The sequence below is a fragment of the Streptomyces huiliensis genome, from assembly GCF_020037025.1.
Taxonomy (GTDB): Bacteria; Actinomycetota; Actinomycetes; order Streptomycetales; family Streptomycetaceae; genus Streptomyces; species Streptomyces huiliensis.
The window spans coordinates 14,099-31,113 of sequence record NZ_JAIQLH010000057.1 but is presented as its reverse complement, the minus strand read 5'-3'; the positions used below and the strand labels follow the sequence as shown (position 1 = coordinate 31,113).

Here is a 17,015-nt window from a genome sequence, read left to right as displayed (position 1 = left end):
GGGACGCCTCACCGTCCGGGATCCGCCAGCGCCTGCACGTCCGCGTAGGAGGGCGCCGGAAGGCGGCCGTCCGCCGGCCGCCCGTCGCGGACGGCGGTCGCGACGGCCACCGCCGCCGCCAGCGCCGTCCGGTAGGGCAGCGAACCGAGGCTCACCCGGCGTACGCCCAGGGCCGCGAGCTCGGCGAGGGTGGGGCCGTCCGGCGTGTGCAGGACGTTCAGCGGGACGAGCAGACCGGCGACGAGGGCGGCGATGCCGTCCGGGTCCGTCAGCCCCGGCACGAACACGCCGTCGGCGCCCGCCTGTTCGTAGAGTGCCAGGCGCGCCGCCGTCTCCTCCGGGCGGACGCCGAGCCAGTGGGTGTCGGTGCGGGCGTTCACGAACAGGTCCGGGACGGCGGCCTTCACGGCGGCGACCTTGGCGGCGTGCAGCTCGGCGGGGGCGAGGGTGCCGTCCGGACGGCCGTCCTCCAGGTTGATCCCGGCGGCCCCGGCCGCGTACAGCTCCCGGGCCAGCCGGGCCACCTCCTCCGGGTCGTCGCTGAACCCGCCCTCGGCGTCGACGCTGAGCAGGAAGGGACCGCGCCCGAGCCGCCGGGCCAGCGCGAGGGTCGCCCCGGCGGTCGCGGCGGCCCCGTCGGGCAGCCCGGCCGCGGCGGCGACGCCCAGGCTCGTGGTGCCGACCGCCGGGAACCCCTCCGCCGCGAGCGCGGCGGCGGAGGCGTGGTCCCAGGCGTTCGGCAGGAGGAGGGGCTCGGTGCGGTGGTGCAGCGCGGCGAAAGGGGTCGGCGGGCGGCGGCCCAGCAGGCCCTCGGCCAGGGCCAGGGCGTGTGCTCGGCCGGGGCACACCCGGGGCTCCGCCCCGAAGGTGAGCGGTACGGGGTGGGGGCGGTGGGCGGCGGCGACGTCCAGGACGATCACGTCGCCCTCGGCGACCTCTCGCCCGGCGACGTGGGTGGCTCGGGCGGCCACGCGCCGCATGCTGCGCAGGGGGGTGTCCTCCCGTATGACCTGCGCCAGCGGTTTGTCGCTGCCCGTCGCTGCCTCCACCAGCGCGCTGGTCGCGCAGGCTTGTACGAGGAGGCCGATGAGGTTGGCGACCTTCTCCGCGTTGGGGGTGTGCCCCAGTCCCTCCCCCAGAGGGGGGACCCCCACTTCGCCGCTTCCTGGGGGCTGCGCCCCCAGACCCCCCTTGTCGCGGCTTCGCCGCTCGTCCTCAAACGCCGGACGGGCTGAATCGGCCCGCCCAGGGGGGTGCGGAGGCTCGCCCCCGCAAGAAACGGTGAAAGGGTGGGACCGGGGCCCCAACAACGCCACCAGCCGCCCCACCGCCTCATCCGCCGCCGGATCCTCCCCGCCGAAGTACACCCCGGCCACGAGCACCACATCCGCGGCGACCGCGCCGGGCTCCGGCATCCCCAGAGCCTCGGCCAGCGCGCGCACCACCCGGAGCCGCACGTCCCCTCCGCTCCCCACCGCCCCCCGCAGAGCGTCGGGCTCGACCCGGGCCAGCTCCGCCTCCACCAGGGCCCGCCGCCGGCGGTGCGTCTCGCCGGAGGAGAAGCGGGTGACGGTGGCCCGCAGCCAGGCGACGCTCGCTCCGGCGGGGCCGGGGGCGCCGGGCGGGCGTTCGGGGACGAGGGCGGGGTCGGCGAGGGCGGCGCGGATGTCGTCGGCGGTGTCGAGGACGTGCGTGTGCGGCGTCATGCCCCGACGCTACGGCCGGGACGGTTCGGCGCCCGCCGAACCGTGCGCGCGCCATCATGGCGTCATGTCACCTCTCGCCGAGACCGCCGCGCTGCTCGCCGACCGTACCCGGGCCGCCTTCTGCCTGGCCCTGCTGGACGGCCGTGCCTGGACGGCGGGTGAGCTCGCCCGGCACGCGGGGGTGCGGCCCTCGACCGCAAGCGAGCAGCTGTCCCGCCTCGTCGAGGGCGGCCTGCTGGCCGAGGAGCGGCAGGGGCGGCACCGCTACGTCCGGCTGGCGGGGCCGGAGGCGGCGGGGCTGGTCGAGGCGCTCGCCTCGTACGCCCCGGGCACGCCGCGCCCGGAGAACCTGCGCGCGTCCGTACGGCTGGGTGCCGAGGCCCGGGCCCGAACCTGCTACGACCACCTGGCCGGCCGGCTGGGCGTCGCCCTGGCCGAGGCGATGCTCGCCCGCGGCCTGGTGGTCGCCGGCGGCGGGTCAGACGCAGACGACGGGCCGGCCGCCGACGCCGGACTCGCCGTCACCCCGGCGGGCCGCGCCTGGCTGGCCGACGTCCTCGCCTACGACCACCCGCCGGGCACCCGCCGCCCCCTGGTCCGGAGCTGCCTCGACTGGACCGAGCGCCGCCCCCACCTCGCCGGCGCCCTGGGCGCCGCCCTCTGCGCCGCGGCGCTCGACCGGGCCTGGGTACGGCGCGTCGGTTCCGGGCGCGCGGTGAAGGTGACCCCGGACGGGACGGAGGCATTCCGCACACTGCTGGGAGTGGAGGCCGGGGTGGCGGCATAGGCTGCCCCGACGCCCGCGCACCGCGGATGTCACAGACGGCGGCGCCGTCTCGTCGTATGGGGGAGCGGAGCATCTCGATCATGGGGAGCGGTGATCACGTGTCCGGGGGCACGGCGGTGGCAGCAGCGGCAGCGGTGGAAGAAGTTACAGCAGCGGAAGAAAGCGGCAGGGCTGACGACTTCCAGGAACTCCGTCCCCTGCTCTTCTCGATCGCCTACCGCATCCTGAGCAGCGTGACCGAGGCCGAGGACGCCGTCCAGGAAGCCTGGCTGCGCTTCGCCGCCACTCCGGTCCGGCCCCGCTCGGCACGGGCCTTCCTCTCGACCACGGTCACCCGGATCGCCATCGACGTCCTGCGCTCGGCGCGCGTCCGGCGGGAGACGTACGCCGGGCCGTGGTTCCCCGAGCCGCTGCTCGCCGACCCCTACGAGGACCCGGAGCGCTCGGCGGAGCTGGCCGACTCCGTCTCGATGGCCGCCTTGCTGCTGCTCGAACGGCTGAGCCCGGCGGAGCGGGCGGTGTTCGTGCTGCGGGAGGTGTTCGACTTCGGCTTCCCCGAGGTGGCGGCGGCCGTGGGCCGCTCGGAGGCGGCCTGCCGCCAGCTCGCCGTCCGGGCGCGGCGCCACATGGCCGACGGCCGCCCGCGCTTCGCGGCGGCCCGCGAGGAGCGGGAGGAGCTGGCGTCCCGGTTCTTCGGCGCCCTGCGCGAAGGGGACGTCACCGGCCTGCGCGACCTCCTCGCCACCGACGCGTCGGTGACCGGGGACGGCGGCGGCAAGACCCCGCAGCTGCCCAGGGTCGTCGTCGGCGACGGGAACGTGGCCCGGCTGCTCGCCGCCTTCGTCCCGCGACTGGCCCTGGCCGACGTCACGTTCGAGCGCCGCGAGGTCAACGGCCAGGCGGGCGCGGTCTTCCACGACCGGGACGGCAAGGTGCTCCAGGCCCTGGCGCTCGACATCCTCGACGGGCGGATCCACGCCGTCCGCATCGTGCTCAACCCGGACAAGCTCGGCCACCTCGGCCCGGTGGCGGACGCCTGGGCGATCCACCGCGAGCTGCGCGGCCGGCGTCCGGCCGCTTCGGGCACGGCCGACACCCCCGGCCCGGCTACTCGCGGCCTGCCTACCCCCGGCCCGGCTATCCCCGGCCCGGCTACTCCCGCGGACGCCCGTCCCACCGCCACTTCGTGACCCGCTCCCGGCCCGGGAGGTCGCCCCGGCCCGTGGCCCACAGCAGGGTGGCCCACGGGTCGGTGTCCGCGGGCGCGTCGGGGAACAGCCGGGCGCGCACGCGGGCGCAGGCGTCGGCCGGCGGGTCCCAGGCCAGGCCGAGGCCGGCCGCGAGGTCGTGGGTGTGGAGGAGCGCCTCGACGGTGCCCATGGCGGCGAAGCCGGCCGGGTCGGACGCGCCGAAGCAGTGGTGCGCCCGGACGTCCGGCGAGGTCGTCCGGACCATGGCGACCAGCAGGGCGCCGCACGCCTCCAGCACCTGGAGGAGCCCGTCGGGGCCCGCCGCGCGGTCCGCGTGGGTGACGTTCGCGGGCCCGTCCGGGCGGCGGCTCCACCACACGAACGGGACCTCTCCGTCCTGCGGGGGCCGCCGCGGGCCCAGTTGGGCCGCGTAGGCGAAGAAGTCGTCGCTCAGGTGCTCGACGGTCTCCCAGCACGTCCACTCCAGGCCGCCCGCCGGGTGGTCCCAGGCGGCGGGGTCGGCCTGCCGGAGGGTGTCCGACGACAGCCGTACGACGAGGGCCAGGTCGTCCGCCGCCGAGGAGGCGGGTGTGCGCGGGGGGTTCACCATGCGGCGAACGTACTGCCCCGCCCGTACCCCTCGACAGCGCATTTCGCGAAAGTGAATCAGAGTCAGAAGAAGACCGGAGGGAAAGCGGAAGCGGAGGGCGCCGCCCCGCCCCCACGCGGGGCGGTGCCCTTCCGTTCGTCCGGGCATGCCCCCCAGCGAGCCCTGCCGTCCCCCCAACAGTCGGCAGAGCCGCCCGGACCGCGCCGCGACGGCGGCGCGCGGGCCGATGTGGAGGCGGCCCGCCCGGGGAGTGTGAGGCAGCGGGAACCGCGCCCGCAAAGGTCTTCGGCCCTGGCCGAATACCTGCCCGGCCACCGGCTTCCGGCCGCGCTTACCATGAGCGGAACAACGAACCCCTTCGTCCGGTACGTACCCATGCGTGCCGCTATGGGGAGTGCCCGCGCCCGTGTTCCCGCGCGGCGACCGGAGGGAGGCCGGCCCGTCATGACCCTGCGTCTGCACTTCGAGGCGGAAGACCTCGCCCGGGTGCGCGTCAACCCCGTGCCCGACCCGCTCGCGGAGGCCACGTTCAGCCTGCCGCTGCTGCAGACCCCCGGCCTGGGCGCGGCCGCCTTCGACGGCTGGCGGGAGCGGTCGCTGCGGCGGCTGACCCCGGCCGTCCGGCCGCTGCTCGAACTGGCCCCCGCCGGACTGGACGAGTACGTGCCCGAGGCGTTCATCCGGGTCCGGGGCTCGGCCTCGCTGGAAGACAGCCTGCGGGCCACCTGGAGCATGCCGCGCCGGATCTGGACGGCGGACCTGTCCGTCGCCGAGGAGTGGCGGCCCACCGTCCCCCGCTGGATCGGCGACCTGCACACCGGCGACCGCGAGGCCGCGCGCCTCGTCGACCGGGGCTTCCGCGCCTACTACGACGCCGTGATCGCGCCCTACTGGCCCCAGCTCGCCGCCGCTGCCCACGCGGACCGGACCCGCCGCGCCCGCGTGCTCGCCGACCACGGCGTCGAGCGGCTGCTCGCCGACCTGCACCCCACCCTGCGCTGGGAGTCGCCGGTCCTGCACGCGCCCTGCACGCTGGACATCGACCTGCGGCTCGGCGGCCGGGGCGTGCTGCTCACCCCGACCTTCTTCCTCACGGCGCCGGTACTCCGCCTGGACAGCGCCGACCCCGACGCGCCCCTGGAGATCCGCTACCCGATCGCCCGCGAACCGGCCGCCCACCTCTCCGTCCTCGCGCCGCCCGCCGGCGCCCGGCGGCACGGCGAACTCGCCCACCTGGAAGCTCTGATGGGCCGCACCCGGGCGCACGTCCTCGCCGCCGCCGCGGCCGGCGGCAGCACCGCCGAACTCGCCCGCGCCGCCGGCGTCTCCCCGGCCTCCGCCAGCGAACACGCCACCGTGCTACGGACGGCGGGCCTCATCTCGACGCGCCGTACCGGTACTTCGGTGCGGCACGTGCTGACCCCGCTGGGACGCGCGCTGCTGGAGAACGGGCCGGGGTAGCCCTGGCCCGCGCCCGGAGTCCTCGGGCGCCCTTCAGCCGTCCTCCCGTTCCACGATCACCAGCGTCCCGTGGCTGCCCGGCAGCACCGCGTGCGGAGCCCCCGCCGGGACCGTGTACAGCGCACCCGGCCCGACGTCCACCGGGCGCCCCTCGACGGCCAGCCGCAGCAGGCCGTCGAGGACGAGCAGCGCCTCTGCCGTCTCGTGCCGCTCCTCCGGCACCGGACGCCCGTCCATCCGCAGCACTTTGACGCGCACGTCCCCCACCTGACTCATCACCGCCGACTGCCACACATCGGTCAGTCGGGCGGACACATCGGTCAGAACCGTCGGGTGCATGGGCGCACGTCTCCTCCGCGGCCGGCGGGGAAAACGCCGGCCGCCACTGTGGTGATCAGGGATGACGGGAGCGTATGCGCACGATGCCGACGGGTGGTCGACCGTTCGGCAAAGGATGACGCGGAGTCGGGGATATCAGCGGCGCCAGGGATGTGAGGGGCGTCAGGGGCGGCCGGTGCCGCGTCCCGGGCGCGTGCCGACGACGACCGTGGCGTCCCGCTCGTCGCAGATGGCCAGCCGCGGTATGAGCCCGGCGGCGGCGAACAGGGCCATCGAGCGCACCGCTTGGCGCTCGCTCGTCTCCATCAGCAGCCGGCCGCCCGGCGCCAGCCACCGGACCGCCTCCGCGGCCACGCGGCGCTGTACGTCCAGGCCGTCCGCACCGCCGTCGAGCGTCACCAGGGGCTCGTGGTCGCGCGCCTCCGGCGGCAGCAGGGCGATCTCGCCGGTGGGGACGTACGGGGCGTTGGCCACCAGGACGTTCACCCGGCCCCGGAGGTCCGCGGGGAGCGGGGCGTAGAGGTCGCCCTCGTACACCCGCGCCGCCGGGCCGAGGTTGCGCCGGGCGTAGCGGACGGCGGCCGGTTCGACGTCGGCGGCGTGCAGTTCGGCGGCGCCCAGGGCGGCGGCCACCGCCGCGCCCACCGCGCCGGAGCCGCAGCACAGGTCCAGGACGACCGCGTCCGGGCGGGCCGTCGCGACGGCCTGTTCGACGAGGAACTCGGTGCGGCGGCGGGGGACGAAGACCCCCGATCCGACCGCGACCCGCAGGCCGCCGAACGCGGCCCAGCCCACCACGTGTTCCAGGGGGACGCCGGAGACGCGCCGCTCCACGAGGACGTCGAGCGCCGAGGGCGAGTCCGCCGCCTCGACGAGCAGTTCGGCCTCCTCCTCGGCGAAGACGCAGCCCGCGGCACGCAGCCTGGAGACGACGGACGCGAGGGAGGGGAGAAGCGAGGATGTTGCCGACATGAGAAGCCTTCCGGGGAAACCGAAGGGCGCTCCCGGACGGCGGCGCGTCGCTACGCGGCGAACGCGGCCTTCCGAGGGGGGAGCACCCGACCTGCCACTGCGTTGATCGGTCTCACCTCCTCGGGGCGTGTGCGGTCCTTGCCGGCGTCACTGTACCTGACCCGCCGTCCGGTGACCGGCCGAGGCCGGGCGCTCCGCACGCCCGTCCGGCGGTTCAGGGGAGTTCGGGCCGGATGAGCGCCCGCGCGAAGGGCTCCCCGGTCCGGCGGGCGTACGTCATGCGCTCGCGGACCTCGAAGAGCGTCCGGGGCCGGTAACCCGGGCCCTCGTCGCAGCAGTCCGTGTGGAAACGGACGCCCGCCCTCAGGAGGACGGAGAGGGTGCGCCAGCCCGCCGCGTCCCGGCGGCGCGGCGGCTGGAACGCGGCCCCCGCCTCGATCAGCGGCTCCGCGCACCGCGGGCAGCGCCGCGCCGGCTCGCCCGGCCCGAGCCGCGCCTGCTTGTAGGAGGCGCGGCAGGGGAGGCAGACGTGCGAGGTCTTGGCGGGAGGCATGGGAGAAGGGTAGGCGGGGGTGCGGGCCGGCGGCCAACGCATTTGCCGAGCCGCGACGTTGGGGTTCAGCCGTGGGCGGCGCGTGTTTGGGGCGGGGTGGCGGGGGCAGCCGAGGGCGGCGCGTGTCGGGGCGGGACGGCGGGGTTCAGCCGAGGGTGGCGCGCAGGGCCGCCACCGTCGCCGCCGCGCCGCCGTCGCTCTCGGCCGCCTCCTCCAGCGCGGCGGTGAGGGTGGCCTCGTACGTGGCGGTGGCCGCGGCGTGCCGTTCGCGGCCGGCGTCCTTGAGGACGGTGTAGACGCCGCGCTTGTCGTCCGCGCAGACGTCGCGGTACGTGAGGTCGGCCGCGTGCAGCCGTCCGACCAGGCGAGTCACGGAGCTCTGGTTGAGGCCCAGCCGGTCGGCCAGTTCCTGCATGCGCAGCTCGCTGCGGGGCGCGGCGGCCAGGAAGCCCAACGCCCGGTACTCGGACAGGCCGAGGCCGTGCCGACGCTGGAGGGCGGCGCTCAGCCGGTGCTCGACGTGTGCGTGGAGGGCGAGGAAGCGGTGCCACATCCGGACGTCAGGGGAGGCCGGTGCGGGCGGTGGTACGGGTGCGGCGGAAGGGGAGGACATCTGCGGCTCCGGGCGGCTCGGGGCGGGTCTTTTGGGGCGGCGTTGACACAAGGTTACTTGCACGTGCATGCTTCTGTCCGTCATCAAGAGCATGCACGTACATGCAACTATCTGGCAATCGCCCGGAGGAGCCGGAACCATGGCTTGGATCTACCTGCTGATCGCTTCCGTCTTCGAGGTCGTCTTCGCCCTCGCCACCAACGCCACCGACGGGTTCACCCGGTTGGGGCCCTCGCTGCTGACCGCCGGGGCCGCCGCCGGCGGCATCTTCTTCCTGAGCCTGGCGCTCAGGACGCTGGACGTCGGCGTCGGCTACACCGTCTGGACGGGCATCGGCTCCGTCGGCACGGTCGTCCTCGGCTCCGTGATCTTCGACGAGCCGGTCAACGCCTGGAAGGTGCTCGCCTTCGTCCTGATCATCGGTGGGGTGCTCGGGCTCAAGGTCGCCGACGGGTTCGGCGGATCCGGGGAGCCGGACGCGGCGGGAGCCGACGGGGACGCGGCCGCCGACCGGCGCCGTACCCCGGCCTCCGCCTGATCCGCCCGACCCCGCACCCCTTCTCGTCACTTCCCGTTCTCGTCACTCCCCGCGAACTCGCCATTTCCCGCAAAGGAGCACCGTCATGGCCTGGGCCTACCTCGCCGTCGCCATCGTCTTCGAGATCGCCTTCGCGCTCGGCACCAACGCCACCAAGGGCTTCACCCGCCTCTGGCCGTCCGTCTTCACCCTCCTCGCCGCCGCGGCCGGCATCTTCACCCTCAGCCAGGCCCTCAAGACCCTCGACGTGGGCGTCGGCTACACGATCTGGACGGGCATCGGCTCCATCGGCACGGTCGTATTCGGCGCCGTCCTCTACAAGGAGAAGATCACGCTGCCCAAGGTGCTCTCCTTCGCCGCGATCATCGCGGGGGCCGTCACGCTCAAGCTGGCGGCCGGCGCCTGAGCCCCGGCGTACGGGGTGTGACCTGCGCCCCTGTGCTGTATGAAGATCTCGAAAACACTTGTCGATGGCCGAAAAGCGTACCTAGGGTCGCGGAACCGAGCTCCGTGCCGAAGAGGCGGCACGGCTCGTCGGCACGGATCGAGAAGGGTTCTGTTGCATGCAGCCACCGACAACGGGCGGGACGACGCCCGTCGAGCCCATGGACGCCGTTCCCGGCAAGGGGAGCGCGGGGATCGCCGGGCAGGCCGGGCCGGCCGGCGACGGCGGAGGGGACGGCGGGACCGCGACCGCGGAGGGCTACAAGCGCGGGCTCGGCACCCGGCAGATCCAGATGATCGCCATCGGCGGCACCATCGGCACGGGCCTGTTCCTGGGCGCCGGGACGGCCATATCCCAGGCCGGGCCGAGCCTGATCATCTGGTACGCGGCGGCCGGCGCCGTCCTGTTCCTGGTGATGCGCGCGCTGGGCGAACTGCTCACCCACCGGCCGGTGTCCGGCAGCTTCGCCGAGTACGCCCGGGAGTTCCTCGGCCCCTTCTGGGGGTACGCCACCGCCTGGACCTACTGGATCATGTGGGTCACCACCGGCATGGCCGAGATCACGGCGGCGGGGCAGTACGTCAAGTACTGGTTCCCCGGGGTGGAGCAGTGGCAGACGGCCCTGGTGTCCCTGGTGGTGCTGCTGGCCGTGAACATGATCTCCGTGAAGGCCTTCGGCGAGCTGGAGTTCTGGTTCGCGCTCATCAAGGTCGTGGCCATCGTCGCGATGATCCTCGTCGGCGTCGCCGTCCTGGTGATCGGCTTCGGCGACGTCGGTGACACCGCCTCGGTGACCCACCTGTGGAAGGACGGCGGGATCGCGCCGCACGGCGTGCACGACTCGCTGATGACGCTCCAGATCGTCCTCTTCGCCTACCTGGGCGTCGAACTCGTCGGCGTCACCGCGGGCGAGGCGGAGGACCCGCAGAAGAACATCCCCCGGGCGATCAACAGCCTCCCGGTGCGCTTCGGCCTCTTCTACATCGGCACCCTCATCGTCATCCTGTCCGTCGTCAGCTGGGCCGAGTTCAGCCCAGGCGTCAGCCCTTTCGTCGCGGCCTTCGCCAAGATCGGCATCCCGGCCGCCGCGGGCATCGTCAACTTCATCGTCCTCACCTCCGCGCTGTCCTCCTGCAACGCGGGCGGCCTCTACTCGACGGCCCGCATGCTGCGCACCGCCTCCGTCAACGGCCACGCCCCCAAGGCCCTCTCCCGGCTCACCGGCCGCGGCGTCCCCGCCCCCGCGCTCTGGGTGTCGGCGGTCGTCATGGGGCTCGGCGTGCTCATCAACGCCCTCGACCCGGAGCACGCGTTCGCCTACATCACCTCCGTGTCGACGGGCGGCGCGATCCTCGTCTGGAGCGTCATCCTCGTCACCCACCTCCGCTACCGCCGGGCGGTCGCGCGGGGCGCGGCGGAAGCCTCCCCGTACCGCCTCCCGGGCGCGCCCTACACCAACCTCCTGGCGCTGGGCTTCTTCGCGTTCGTGACCGTCCTCATCGCCTGGAGCGCGGACACCCGGATCGCCCTGTACGTGATGGGCGTCTGGGTCGTGCTGCTGCTCCTCGGCTGGGCGGTCCTCCGCCGCCGGAGCGCGGCCCGCGCCTGACCGGGCCGCCCGGTAAGGACGCGGGCCAGCCCGCCGTGCGCCCCGGCACCTGCCGTGCCGGGGCGCACGTGCGTCTCCGACCGGCGAACTAGAAGCCCGTGGTCCCGTCCACCGCCTCCCGGAGCAGGTCCGCGTGCCCGTTGTGCCGGGCGTACTCCTCTATCAGGTGGAGGAGGATCCAGCGCAGGGCCACCTCCTCCGAGCCCAGCCACTTGCCTTCCTCAGGCGACAGCCGGCCCACGTCGTCCAGCGACGCGCCGGCGATCAGCTCCCGCCCGAGCGCGACCTCGGCCCGCCAGGCGGCCAGGGCCTCGTCCAGCCCCTGCTCGGGGTCGAGGCCGACGTCGAAGCCGGCGTGCTCGGGGACCTCCGGCACCGTCCGGCCGGCGAAGACCCGCTGGAACCAGTTGCGTTCCACTATCGCCATGTGCCGTACCAGGCCCAGCAGGGACATCGTGGAAGGGGACACGGAGGTGCGGCGCAGCTGCTCGTCGTCGAGCCCCCTGCACTTCAGTTCCAGCGTCGCGCGCTGGAAGTCGAGCCAGCTCTCCAGCGCCTCGCGCTCGCCGGCGAGCGGGGGCGGGACGGGACGGCCGTCGGGTGTCGTCGTCATGCGGCCACCTTCCCACGCACCACTGACAATCGCCTCCGGCCGTCGGCCCCTTGGGCGAGCCGGGGTCCTACAGTCGCTCCACCACGTAGTCCACGCACACCGTCAGCGCCTCGACGTCCGCCGGGTCGATCGCCGGGAACATGGCCACGCGCAGCTGGTTGCGGCCCAGCTTGCGGTACGGCTCGGTGTCGACGATCCCGTTGGCGCGCAGCACCTTGGCCACCGCCGCCGCGTCGACGTCGTCCGAGAAGTCGATCGTGCCGACGACCTGCGACCGCTTGGCAGGGTCGGTGACGAACGGGGTGGCGTGCTTGGACGCCTCCGCCCAGCCGTACAGGGCGCGGGCCGAGGCGGCGGTCCGGCCGACGGCGAAGTCCAGACCGCCCTGCCCGTTCAGCCACTTCAGCTGCTCGTCGAGGAGGAACAGGGTGCTGAGCGCCGGGGTGTTGTAGGTCTGGTTCTTCAGCGAGTTGTCGATCGCGGTGGGCAGCGAGAAGAACTCGGGGACGTGCCGGCCGGAGGCGTGCACCCGGGCCGCGCGCTCCAGCGCGGCGGGGGAGAAGACGCCGATCCACAGGCCGCCGTCGGAGGCGAAGGACTTCTGCGGCGCGAAGTAGTAGACGTCCGTCTCGGCGATGTCCACGGGCAGACCGCCCGCGCCGGAGGTGGCGTCGACGAGGACGAGCGCCCCCTCGTCCGCGCCCGCGACACGCCGGATCGGCATGGCGACGCCGGTGGACGTCTCGTTGTGGGTCAGCGCGTAGACGTCGGTGCCCGCCTCGGCGTGCGCCTCGGGATGGGTGCCGGGGTCGGCGGCGACGACCGTGGGCTCCTGGAGCCAGGGCGCGAGCTTCGCGGCCTTGGCGAACTTCGAGGAGAACTCGCCGAAGGAGAGGTGCTGAGACTTCGACTCGATCAGGCCGTGCGTGGCGACGTCCCAGAACGCGGTGGACCCGCCGTTGCCGAGGATCACCTCGTAGCCGTCGGGGAGGGAGAACAGCGCGCGGATGCCCTCGCGGACCGATCCGACCAGGTTCTTCACCGGCGCCTGGCGGTGGGACGTGCCGAGCAGGGAGGATCCGGTCGCCGCCAGGGCGGCGAGCGCCTCGGGGCGCACCTTGGACGGGCCGGCGCCGAAACGGCCGTCGGCGGGCTTGATGTCGGCGGGGATCTGGATATCAGCCTGGATGTCAGCCACGGGGGCAGCCTAATCCGTCGGACGGCCGCCGGTGGAGGAATGTCCAGCGGATGAGACGTGCGTTCGGGCAGGCGGGGACGCACGGTTGGGCGTGCCGAGGGGGTGGGCGGGGGCGCGTACGGGGTCGGGGGCGGGGGTGACCCCCGACGGTCCACCGCCCCGGGGAACCGGCCGGGGAACCGGCCGGGGAACCGGCCGGGGAACCGGCCGGGGAACCGGCCGAGGCGTCGGGCCGGGCGGTGCGCGGGCGCGTCGACGTCTCCTCCGGCGCCCGCGCGCTCGTGACCACCGTGACCGCGGACGCCTCGAACCACCGCCGCGTCCCGCCGGCTGTCGTCGCGCCGCGGACGACGTGGCCGCAGCGCTCGTCGTCCGCCTCGTCCGTCCGGTCGTCGGCCGGCCCCACTGCCACCGGCACGCCGCCTCCGGCGACGGCCCGGCCGCCGCCTCCGGGAACGCGCCGGGCCCCTGGCCGAGCTGCCGGCCGACGGACTAGTCTGAGTCTCGTAATAGTCGGAGAGTCGATACGCGCCGAGGAGGCCGGTCCCGTTGACGATGCCGCAGGCGGCGTGGGCCCGCGCGGTGCTGACCCTGTGCCTGCTGGGTGTCCTGGACGCCGAGGGGCCGAGCTACGGCTACGCGCTGCTCGGCCGGCTGCACGCGGCCGGCCTCGACGCGGTGAAGCCGGCCACCCTCTACCCGGCGCTGACCCGGCTGGCGGAGGAAGGTGCCGTCGACGTGCGGTGGCAGGCGGGCGAGCAGGGCCCCGGCCGCAAGTACTACGCCCTCACCGCGGAAGGCCGGCATCGCCTCGCCGAACAGCGCGCGGCGTGGGCGGAGTTCCACGCCACGGTGACGGAACTGGCGGGAGCGGCGAAGGAAACGGAAGCGCAAGCGGAAGAGGAAGGGGAGGGCACATGACGACGGCCGCGGGCATCCGGTGGCAGCGGAAGGCCGACGAGGAGTGGGCCGCCGCCTTCGAGTTCCACCTCGTGATGCGGCACCTCCCGCCCCGTGAGGTGACCGAACGGGCCCTCGCCGAGGTCCACGAGGCGGTCACGGCTGCGGGCGGCTCGGCGCGGGACCTGTTCGGCGACCCGGCCGCGTACGCCGATGCCGTCGCGGCGGAGGCGACGGATGAGAAGCACGCGGCCAAGGCCGGGGTCGACGGCGTGACCGCGGGCGAACGCTTCGCCCACACCCTGCTGGTGGCCGCCCTCATCGGTGGCGGCCTCGCCGCGCTGCACTGGTTCCAGGACGGGCTGTGGCTCGCCTTCTCCTGGGTGTCGCTGACGGCCCTCGCCACGGTCGTCACCGCCGTCCTGCTCGTCTGCGGCGCGGTCGCGCTCCGCACGGCGGGCCGGGTGCGGGCCGTGTGGGCGTCCCTCGGCGCGGCCGCGGCGGCCGTCGCGGGCGGGTCCTTCGTCATGTCCGTCCTCCCCGGACAGCGCCTGTTCGCGCTGCCCGCGCCGCTGCTCATGGCGGCCTGCGCCGCCCTGGCGGCCGGCGCGCACCGCCTGTCCGCCGACACCGTCGACGCCTGGTTCGACCCGCCCCGGCCGCGGAACGCCGAGGCGTGGCTGCGGCGCCTGGAGGGGCTGCTGCGCGGACGGCACGGCATGTCCCGCAAGGAGGCGTACGAGCACGTGGCCGAGGCGCGCTCCCACGTCCGCGAAGACCCGCAAGCCCTGGTCGACTTCGGGGACGTCGAGACGTACGCCGCGGGCCTCGCCGCCGGCCCGCGGCGCACCCGCCGCGCCGAACGGCGCAAGGCCCTCGGCGCCGCCGGCTTCGCCCTGGCCGTCGGCGTCGCGGGCTTCGACAGGCTGCGCGCGGCCGACCTGACGTCGTTCTGGTTCTGGCTGACGGCGGCGGCGCTGGGGTTCGCGGTCGTGGAGGTCGTCCGGCCGCTGCGCGGAGCCGTCCGCTCATAAGTCGCCGACAGTACGGCGGCGTTGGGCCCCGTGACGGTCTCGGCGGCGTATCGTTGGCCGGGTATGCGGTGGCGGTGGATCGCGACGTGGGTTCTGTGCGCGGTGCTGGTCTGCGGCCTGTCGGTCGTCGGGCTGCGCGGGGACCACGAGCAGGCGTCCACCGTGGCGTCGGTGCTCGGGACGGCCTTCGGCCTCTTCGCCGTCCTGTCCATGTGGGCCTGGCGGGGCCGGGGGCGGCGCGGCCAGTCCACCGGCGACCAGATCACCGAGGCCGGCGAGGCGCTGGCCCGCGCGGTGCGCAGGCAGTGGGAGAACGAGGCGGTCCTCCGGCAGCTGTTCGACCCGGCGCCGCTGCCCGTCGTCTGGGCGGACTCCGACCTGGCGGGCGTGTCCGACCACCGGCGGCTGGTGGGCGTGGCCGTGGTGTGCCGGGCCGACGCGGCCGTGGAACTCGCCGACGCCTACCGGGGGCTCACCCGGCGCAGGCTGGTGCTGCTGGGGCCGGGCGGCTCGGGCAAGACGACGTTCGCCGTCCTGCTGATGCTGGCACTGCTGCGGACGCGGACCGCCGGGGACCCCGTCCCCGTGCTGTGCTCGCTGTCGTCCTTCGATCCCGCGCGGCACAGCGCGTGGGACTGGCTGCGGTGCCGGATCACGGCCGACTACCCGCTGCTGGCCGACGCCGAGCGGTACGGCGCCACCGCGGTCGAGGAACTGCTCTGCGAACACCGCCTGATCCCCGTCCTCGACGGACTCGACGAACTCCCCGCCCCCGGCCGGGCGGCGGTGCTGCGCGCGCTCAACGACACGCTCCCCTCGCACGCCCCGCTCGTCCTCACCTGCCGTACGGACGACTACGTGCGCGCCGTGTCGGAAAGCGGCGTGCTGACCGGCGCCGCGGTCCTGGAGCCGGCGCCGGTGGCCTTCGACGACGCCCTCGCCCTCCTGCGGCTCGCCACCCCGCCCGGCCCCCGGCACCACGGCTGGGAAGCGGTGGCCCGGCACGTCGCCCGGCGTCCGGAGGCCCCCGCGGCCCTGGCGCTGGCGAGCCCGCTGATGGTCGCCCTGGCGCGTTCCGTCTACGCGGACGCGGACAACGACCCCGCCGAACTGGCGGACACCGTCCGCTTCCCGACGGCCTCCGCCATCGAGCGGCACCTGCTCGACGCGCTGGTGCCGACGCTGTACGCGCGCGCCCGGCGGCAGCGGCCGGGCGGCGGCTGGGACCCCGAGCGGGCCGTGCGCTACCTGGTGCGGATCGCGGCGGGGATGCGGGCGGAGGGGACGCACGACCTGGCGTGGTGGCGGATGCACCGCTGGACCCCGGCGCTGGCGGGGACGTGGCGGCGGGCCCTGAGCTGGACGCTGATCGCGGCGGTGGGCGTCATTGTCACCACGGCGCTTTGGGTGGCCCCAGCCGGCATCGTTCCCTGGGCCGGGGCTTCCGACTTGTCCCAGTACCTCAGGCCGGCGCTGGAAGCGGTGGCGATCCTTCCCACTGTCGCGGTCGGCGGCTTGCTCGCCACCTTGGGGCGCGGGGGAGCTCGTGCCGCGGTGGTTGCCGTATCCGGTGTTCTCACAGCGCTGCCGGCGGCCTTCGTGTTCTCGGCCGATTTCCGGCACCCGGCCGTGCTCACAGCGGCCGCTGTCTTCTTCGGCTTCAGCCTCTGGATCGTCCTGCTGGGCACAGGGATGCCGACTCCGCCTTCCATACCGAGCCGCGGCCGCCCGTCACTCCGGCAGTGGCGTCGGCGACTGGCCCGGGCCCTCGCCGTCGTCGCCGGGGTCACCATGGGCAGCCAGGGGGCGTACATCTGCTACGCCGTGATCGGAGATCTGCGGGTGTCGGTGCCTGGCGTCGTGCCGCGCGGCCTGCTCGTCGGCGGGGGCCTTGGCGTCGGACTGGCCGTCCTGGACTGGTTGCGGGTCCCCTCGGCCCCGGACGAACCCGCCACTCCGGTCTCCTCCCTCCGCGCGGACCGCCTGATCTCCCTCGTCAGCGGCATCGCCTGCACGTTCGTCTTCGTCCTGCCCGACGCCGCCCTGAAGGCGGCCGTCTGGTTCCCCTCCCGTCCGCTGGCGGGCAGCCTGCTCCTGGTCGCCGAAGGGCTGTTCACCGGCGGCTTCATCGGCACGGTCATCGCTCTCGCCGCCCATGCCTGGCCCCACTACACCCTCGCCCGGCTGCTCCTCGCGCTGCGCGGTGAACTCCCCTGGCGGCTCCAGGCGTTCCTGGCCGAGGCGCACCGCCTCGGCATCCTGCGCCGGGTCGGCCCCGTCTACCAGTTCCGCCACGCCCGGCTGCGGAACCGCCTCGCCGCCGGCCCTCAGACGCGTCCGGCTCCGCGGACCACGCGGACCACGCGCCGGGCGTCTCCTCGCCGCTCCGGCTCCGCCTCCGGCTAGGACGGAACGGCGCCGGGGCAGCGCTCTGTAGCATTCGAGTC

General features: G+C 74.8%; 18 protein-coding genes. 10 read left to right on the top strand and 8 right to left on the bottom strand.

Annotated elements, in window-relative coordinates:
- Positions 1 to 8: 8 nt before the first annotated feature.
- A complete protein-coding gene (locus tag JNW98_RS12325) occupies positions 9 to 1,706 on the bottom strand; it encodes an isocitrate lyase/phosphoenolpyruvate mutase family protein (RefSeq protein ID WP_223768204.1) in 1,698 nt (565 codons plus the stop codon).
- Between the two features lie 64 nt (positions 1,707 to 1,770).
- Between JNW98_RS12325 and JNW98_RS12320 the strand changes: the two genes are divergently transcribed.
- The gene (locus tag JNW98_RS12320) at positions 1,771 to 2,493 is read left to right on the top strand and encodes an ArsR/SmtB family transcription factor (RefSeq protein ID WP_223768203.1); all 723 of its coding nucleotides are present in this window, start codon (positions 1,771 to 1,773) and stop codon (positions 2,491 to 2,493) included.
- Positions 2,494 to 2,573: 80 nt separating this feature from the next.
- Positions 2,574 to 3,683, top strand: coding sequence for an RNA polymerase sigma-70 factor (locus JNW98_RS12315; protein WP_223768202.1), 1,110 nt, complete (start codon positions 2,574 to 2,576; stop codon positions 3,681 to 3,683).
- Here the strand turns inward: JNW98_RS12315 and JNW98_RS12310 are convergent.
- Complete coding sequence (locus JNW98_RS12310) at positions 3,646 to 4,293, bottom strand: DinB family protein (RefSeq protein WP_223768201.1); 648 nt, start codon at positions 4,291 to 4,293, stop codon at positions 3,646 to 3,648. The two genes, JNW98_RS12315 and JNW98_RS12310, sit on opposite strands and share 38 nt — an antisense overlap.
- A gap of 444 nt (positions 4,294 to 4,737) precedes the next feature.
- On the opposite strand from JNW98_RS12310, the gene JNW98_RS12305 reads away from it, so the two are divergent.
- Positions 4,738 to 5,754, top strand: a complete 1,017-nt coding sequence (locus JNW98_RS12305) for a helix-turn-helix domain-containing protein (protein WP_223768200.1) — start codon at positions 4,738 to 4,740, stop codon at positions 5,752 to 5,754.
- A 33-nt stretch (positions 5,755 to 5,787) separates the two neighbouring features.
- Here JNW98_RS12305 and JNW98_RS12300 read toward each other — a convergent pair whose 3' ends face one another.
- From JNW98_RS12300 to JNW98_RS12285, 4 genes are all read right to left on the bottom strand, one after another.
- Positions 5,788 to 6,093: a cupin domain-containing protein gene (locus tag JNW98_RS12300; RefSeq protein WP_223768199.1), complete on the bottom strand. Its 306-nt coding sequence runs from the start codon at positions 6,091 to 6,093 to the stop codon at positions 5,788 to 5,790.
- A 162-nt stretch (positions 6,094 to 6,255) separates the two neighbouring features.
- Complete coding sequence (locus JNW98_RS12295; protein ID WP_223768198.1) at positions 6,256 to 7,065, bottom strand: putative protein N(5)-glutamine methyltransferase; 810 nt, start codon at positions 7,063 to 7,065, stop codon at positions 6,256 to 6,258.
- A 214-nt stretch (positions 7,066 to 7,279) separates the two neighbouring features.
- On the bottom strand, positions 7,280 to 7,618 hold the full coding sequence (locus JNW98_RS12290; protein ID WP_223768197.1) for a deoxyxylulose-5-phosphate synthase: 339 nt from the start codon (positions 7,616 to 7,618) through the stop codon (positions 7,280 to 7,282).
- Positions 7,619 to 7,763: 145 nt separating this feature from the next.
- Positions 7,764 to 8,231: a MarR family winged helix-turn-helix transcriptional regulator gene (locus JNW98_RS12285; protein WP_223768196.1), complete on the bottom strand. Its 468-nt coding sequence runs from the start codon at positions 8,229 to 8,231 to the stop codon at positions 7,764 to 7,766.
- Between the two features lie 139 nt (positions 8,232 to 8,370).
- Between JNW98_RS12285 and JNW98_RS12280 the strand changes: the two genes are divergently transcribed.
- The 3 genes from JNW98_RS12280 (at position 8,371) to JNW98_RS12270 (ending at position 10,823) form a co-directional block, all read left to right on the top strand.
- The gene (locus tag JNW98_RS12280; RefSeq protein ID WP_223768195.1) at positions 8,371 to 8,769 is read left to right on the top strand and encodes a DMT family transporter; all 399 of its coding nucleotides are present in this window, start codon (positions 8,371 to 8,373) and stop codon (positions 8,767 to 8,769) included.
- Between the two features lie 85 nt (positions 8,770 to 8,854).
- The gene (locus JNW98_RS12275; protein WP_223768194.1) at positions 8,855 to 9,175 is read left to right on the top strand and encodes a DMT family transporter; all 321 of its coding nucleotides are present in this window, start codon (positions 8,855 to 8,857) and stop codon (positions 9,173 to 9,175) included.
- Positions 9,176 to 9,374: 199 nt separating this feature from the next.
- Positions 9,375 to 10,823, top strand: coding sequence for an amino acid permease (locus JNW98_RS12270; protein ID WP_372459226.1), 1,449 nt, complete (start codon positions 9,375 to 9,377; stop codon positions 10,821 to 10,823).
- Positions 10,824 to 10,911: 88 nt separating this feature from the next.
- On the opposite strand, the gene JNW98_RS12265 is transcribed toward JNW98_RS12270, so the two are convergent.
- Positions 10,912 to 11,436 carry a DinB family protein gene (locus JNW98_RS12265; protein ID WP_223768192.1) on the bottom strand — a complete coding sequence of 175 codons (525 nt, stop codon included), beginning with the start codon at positions 11,434 to 11,436 and terminating at the stop codon, positions 10,912 to 10,914.
- A 67-nt stretch (positions 11,437 to 11,503) separates the two neighbouring features.
- Positions 11,504 to 12,625, bottom strand: a complete 1,122-nt coding sequence (gene serC, locus JNW98_RS12260) for a phosphoserine transaminase (protein ID WP_223768249.1) — start codon at positions 12,623 to 12,625, stop codon at positions 11,504 to 11,506.
- Between the two features lie 361 nt (positions 12,626 to 12,986).
- Here serC and JNW98_RS12255 point away from each other — a divergent pair, with 361 nt between their 5' ends.
- From JNW98_RS12255 to JNW98_RS12240, 4 genes are all read left to right on the top strand, one after another.
- Complete coding sequence (locus JNW98_RS12255) at positions 12,987 to 13,130, top strand: hypothetical protein (protein ID WP_223768191.1); 144 nt, start codon at positions 12,987 to 12,989, stop codon at positions 13,128 to 13,130.
- 59 nt (positions 13,131 to 13,189) lie between these two features.
- Entirely contained in the window at positions 13,190 to 13,555 is a 366-nt protein-coding gene (locus tag JNW98_RS12250; RefSeq protein ID WP_223768248.1) for a PadR family transcriptional regulator, read from the top strand.
- Entirely contained in the window at positions 13,552 to 14,568 is a 1,017-nt protein-coding gene (locus tag JNW98_RS12245) for a hypothetical protein (RefSeq protein ID WP_223768190.1), read from the top strand. The genes JNW98_RS12250 and JNW98_RS12245 overlap by 4 nt, the downstream gene beginning before the upstream one ends.
- Positions 14,569 to 14,631: 63 nt before the next feature.
- A complete protein-coding gene (locus JNW98_RS12240) occupies positions 14,632 to 16,974 on the top strand; it encodes an NACHT domain-containing protein (protein ID WP_223768189.1) in 2,343 nt (780 codons plus the stop codon).
- Positions 16,975 to 17,015: the final 41 nt, after the last annotated feature.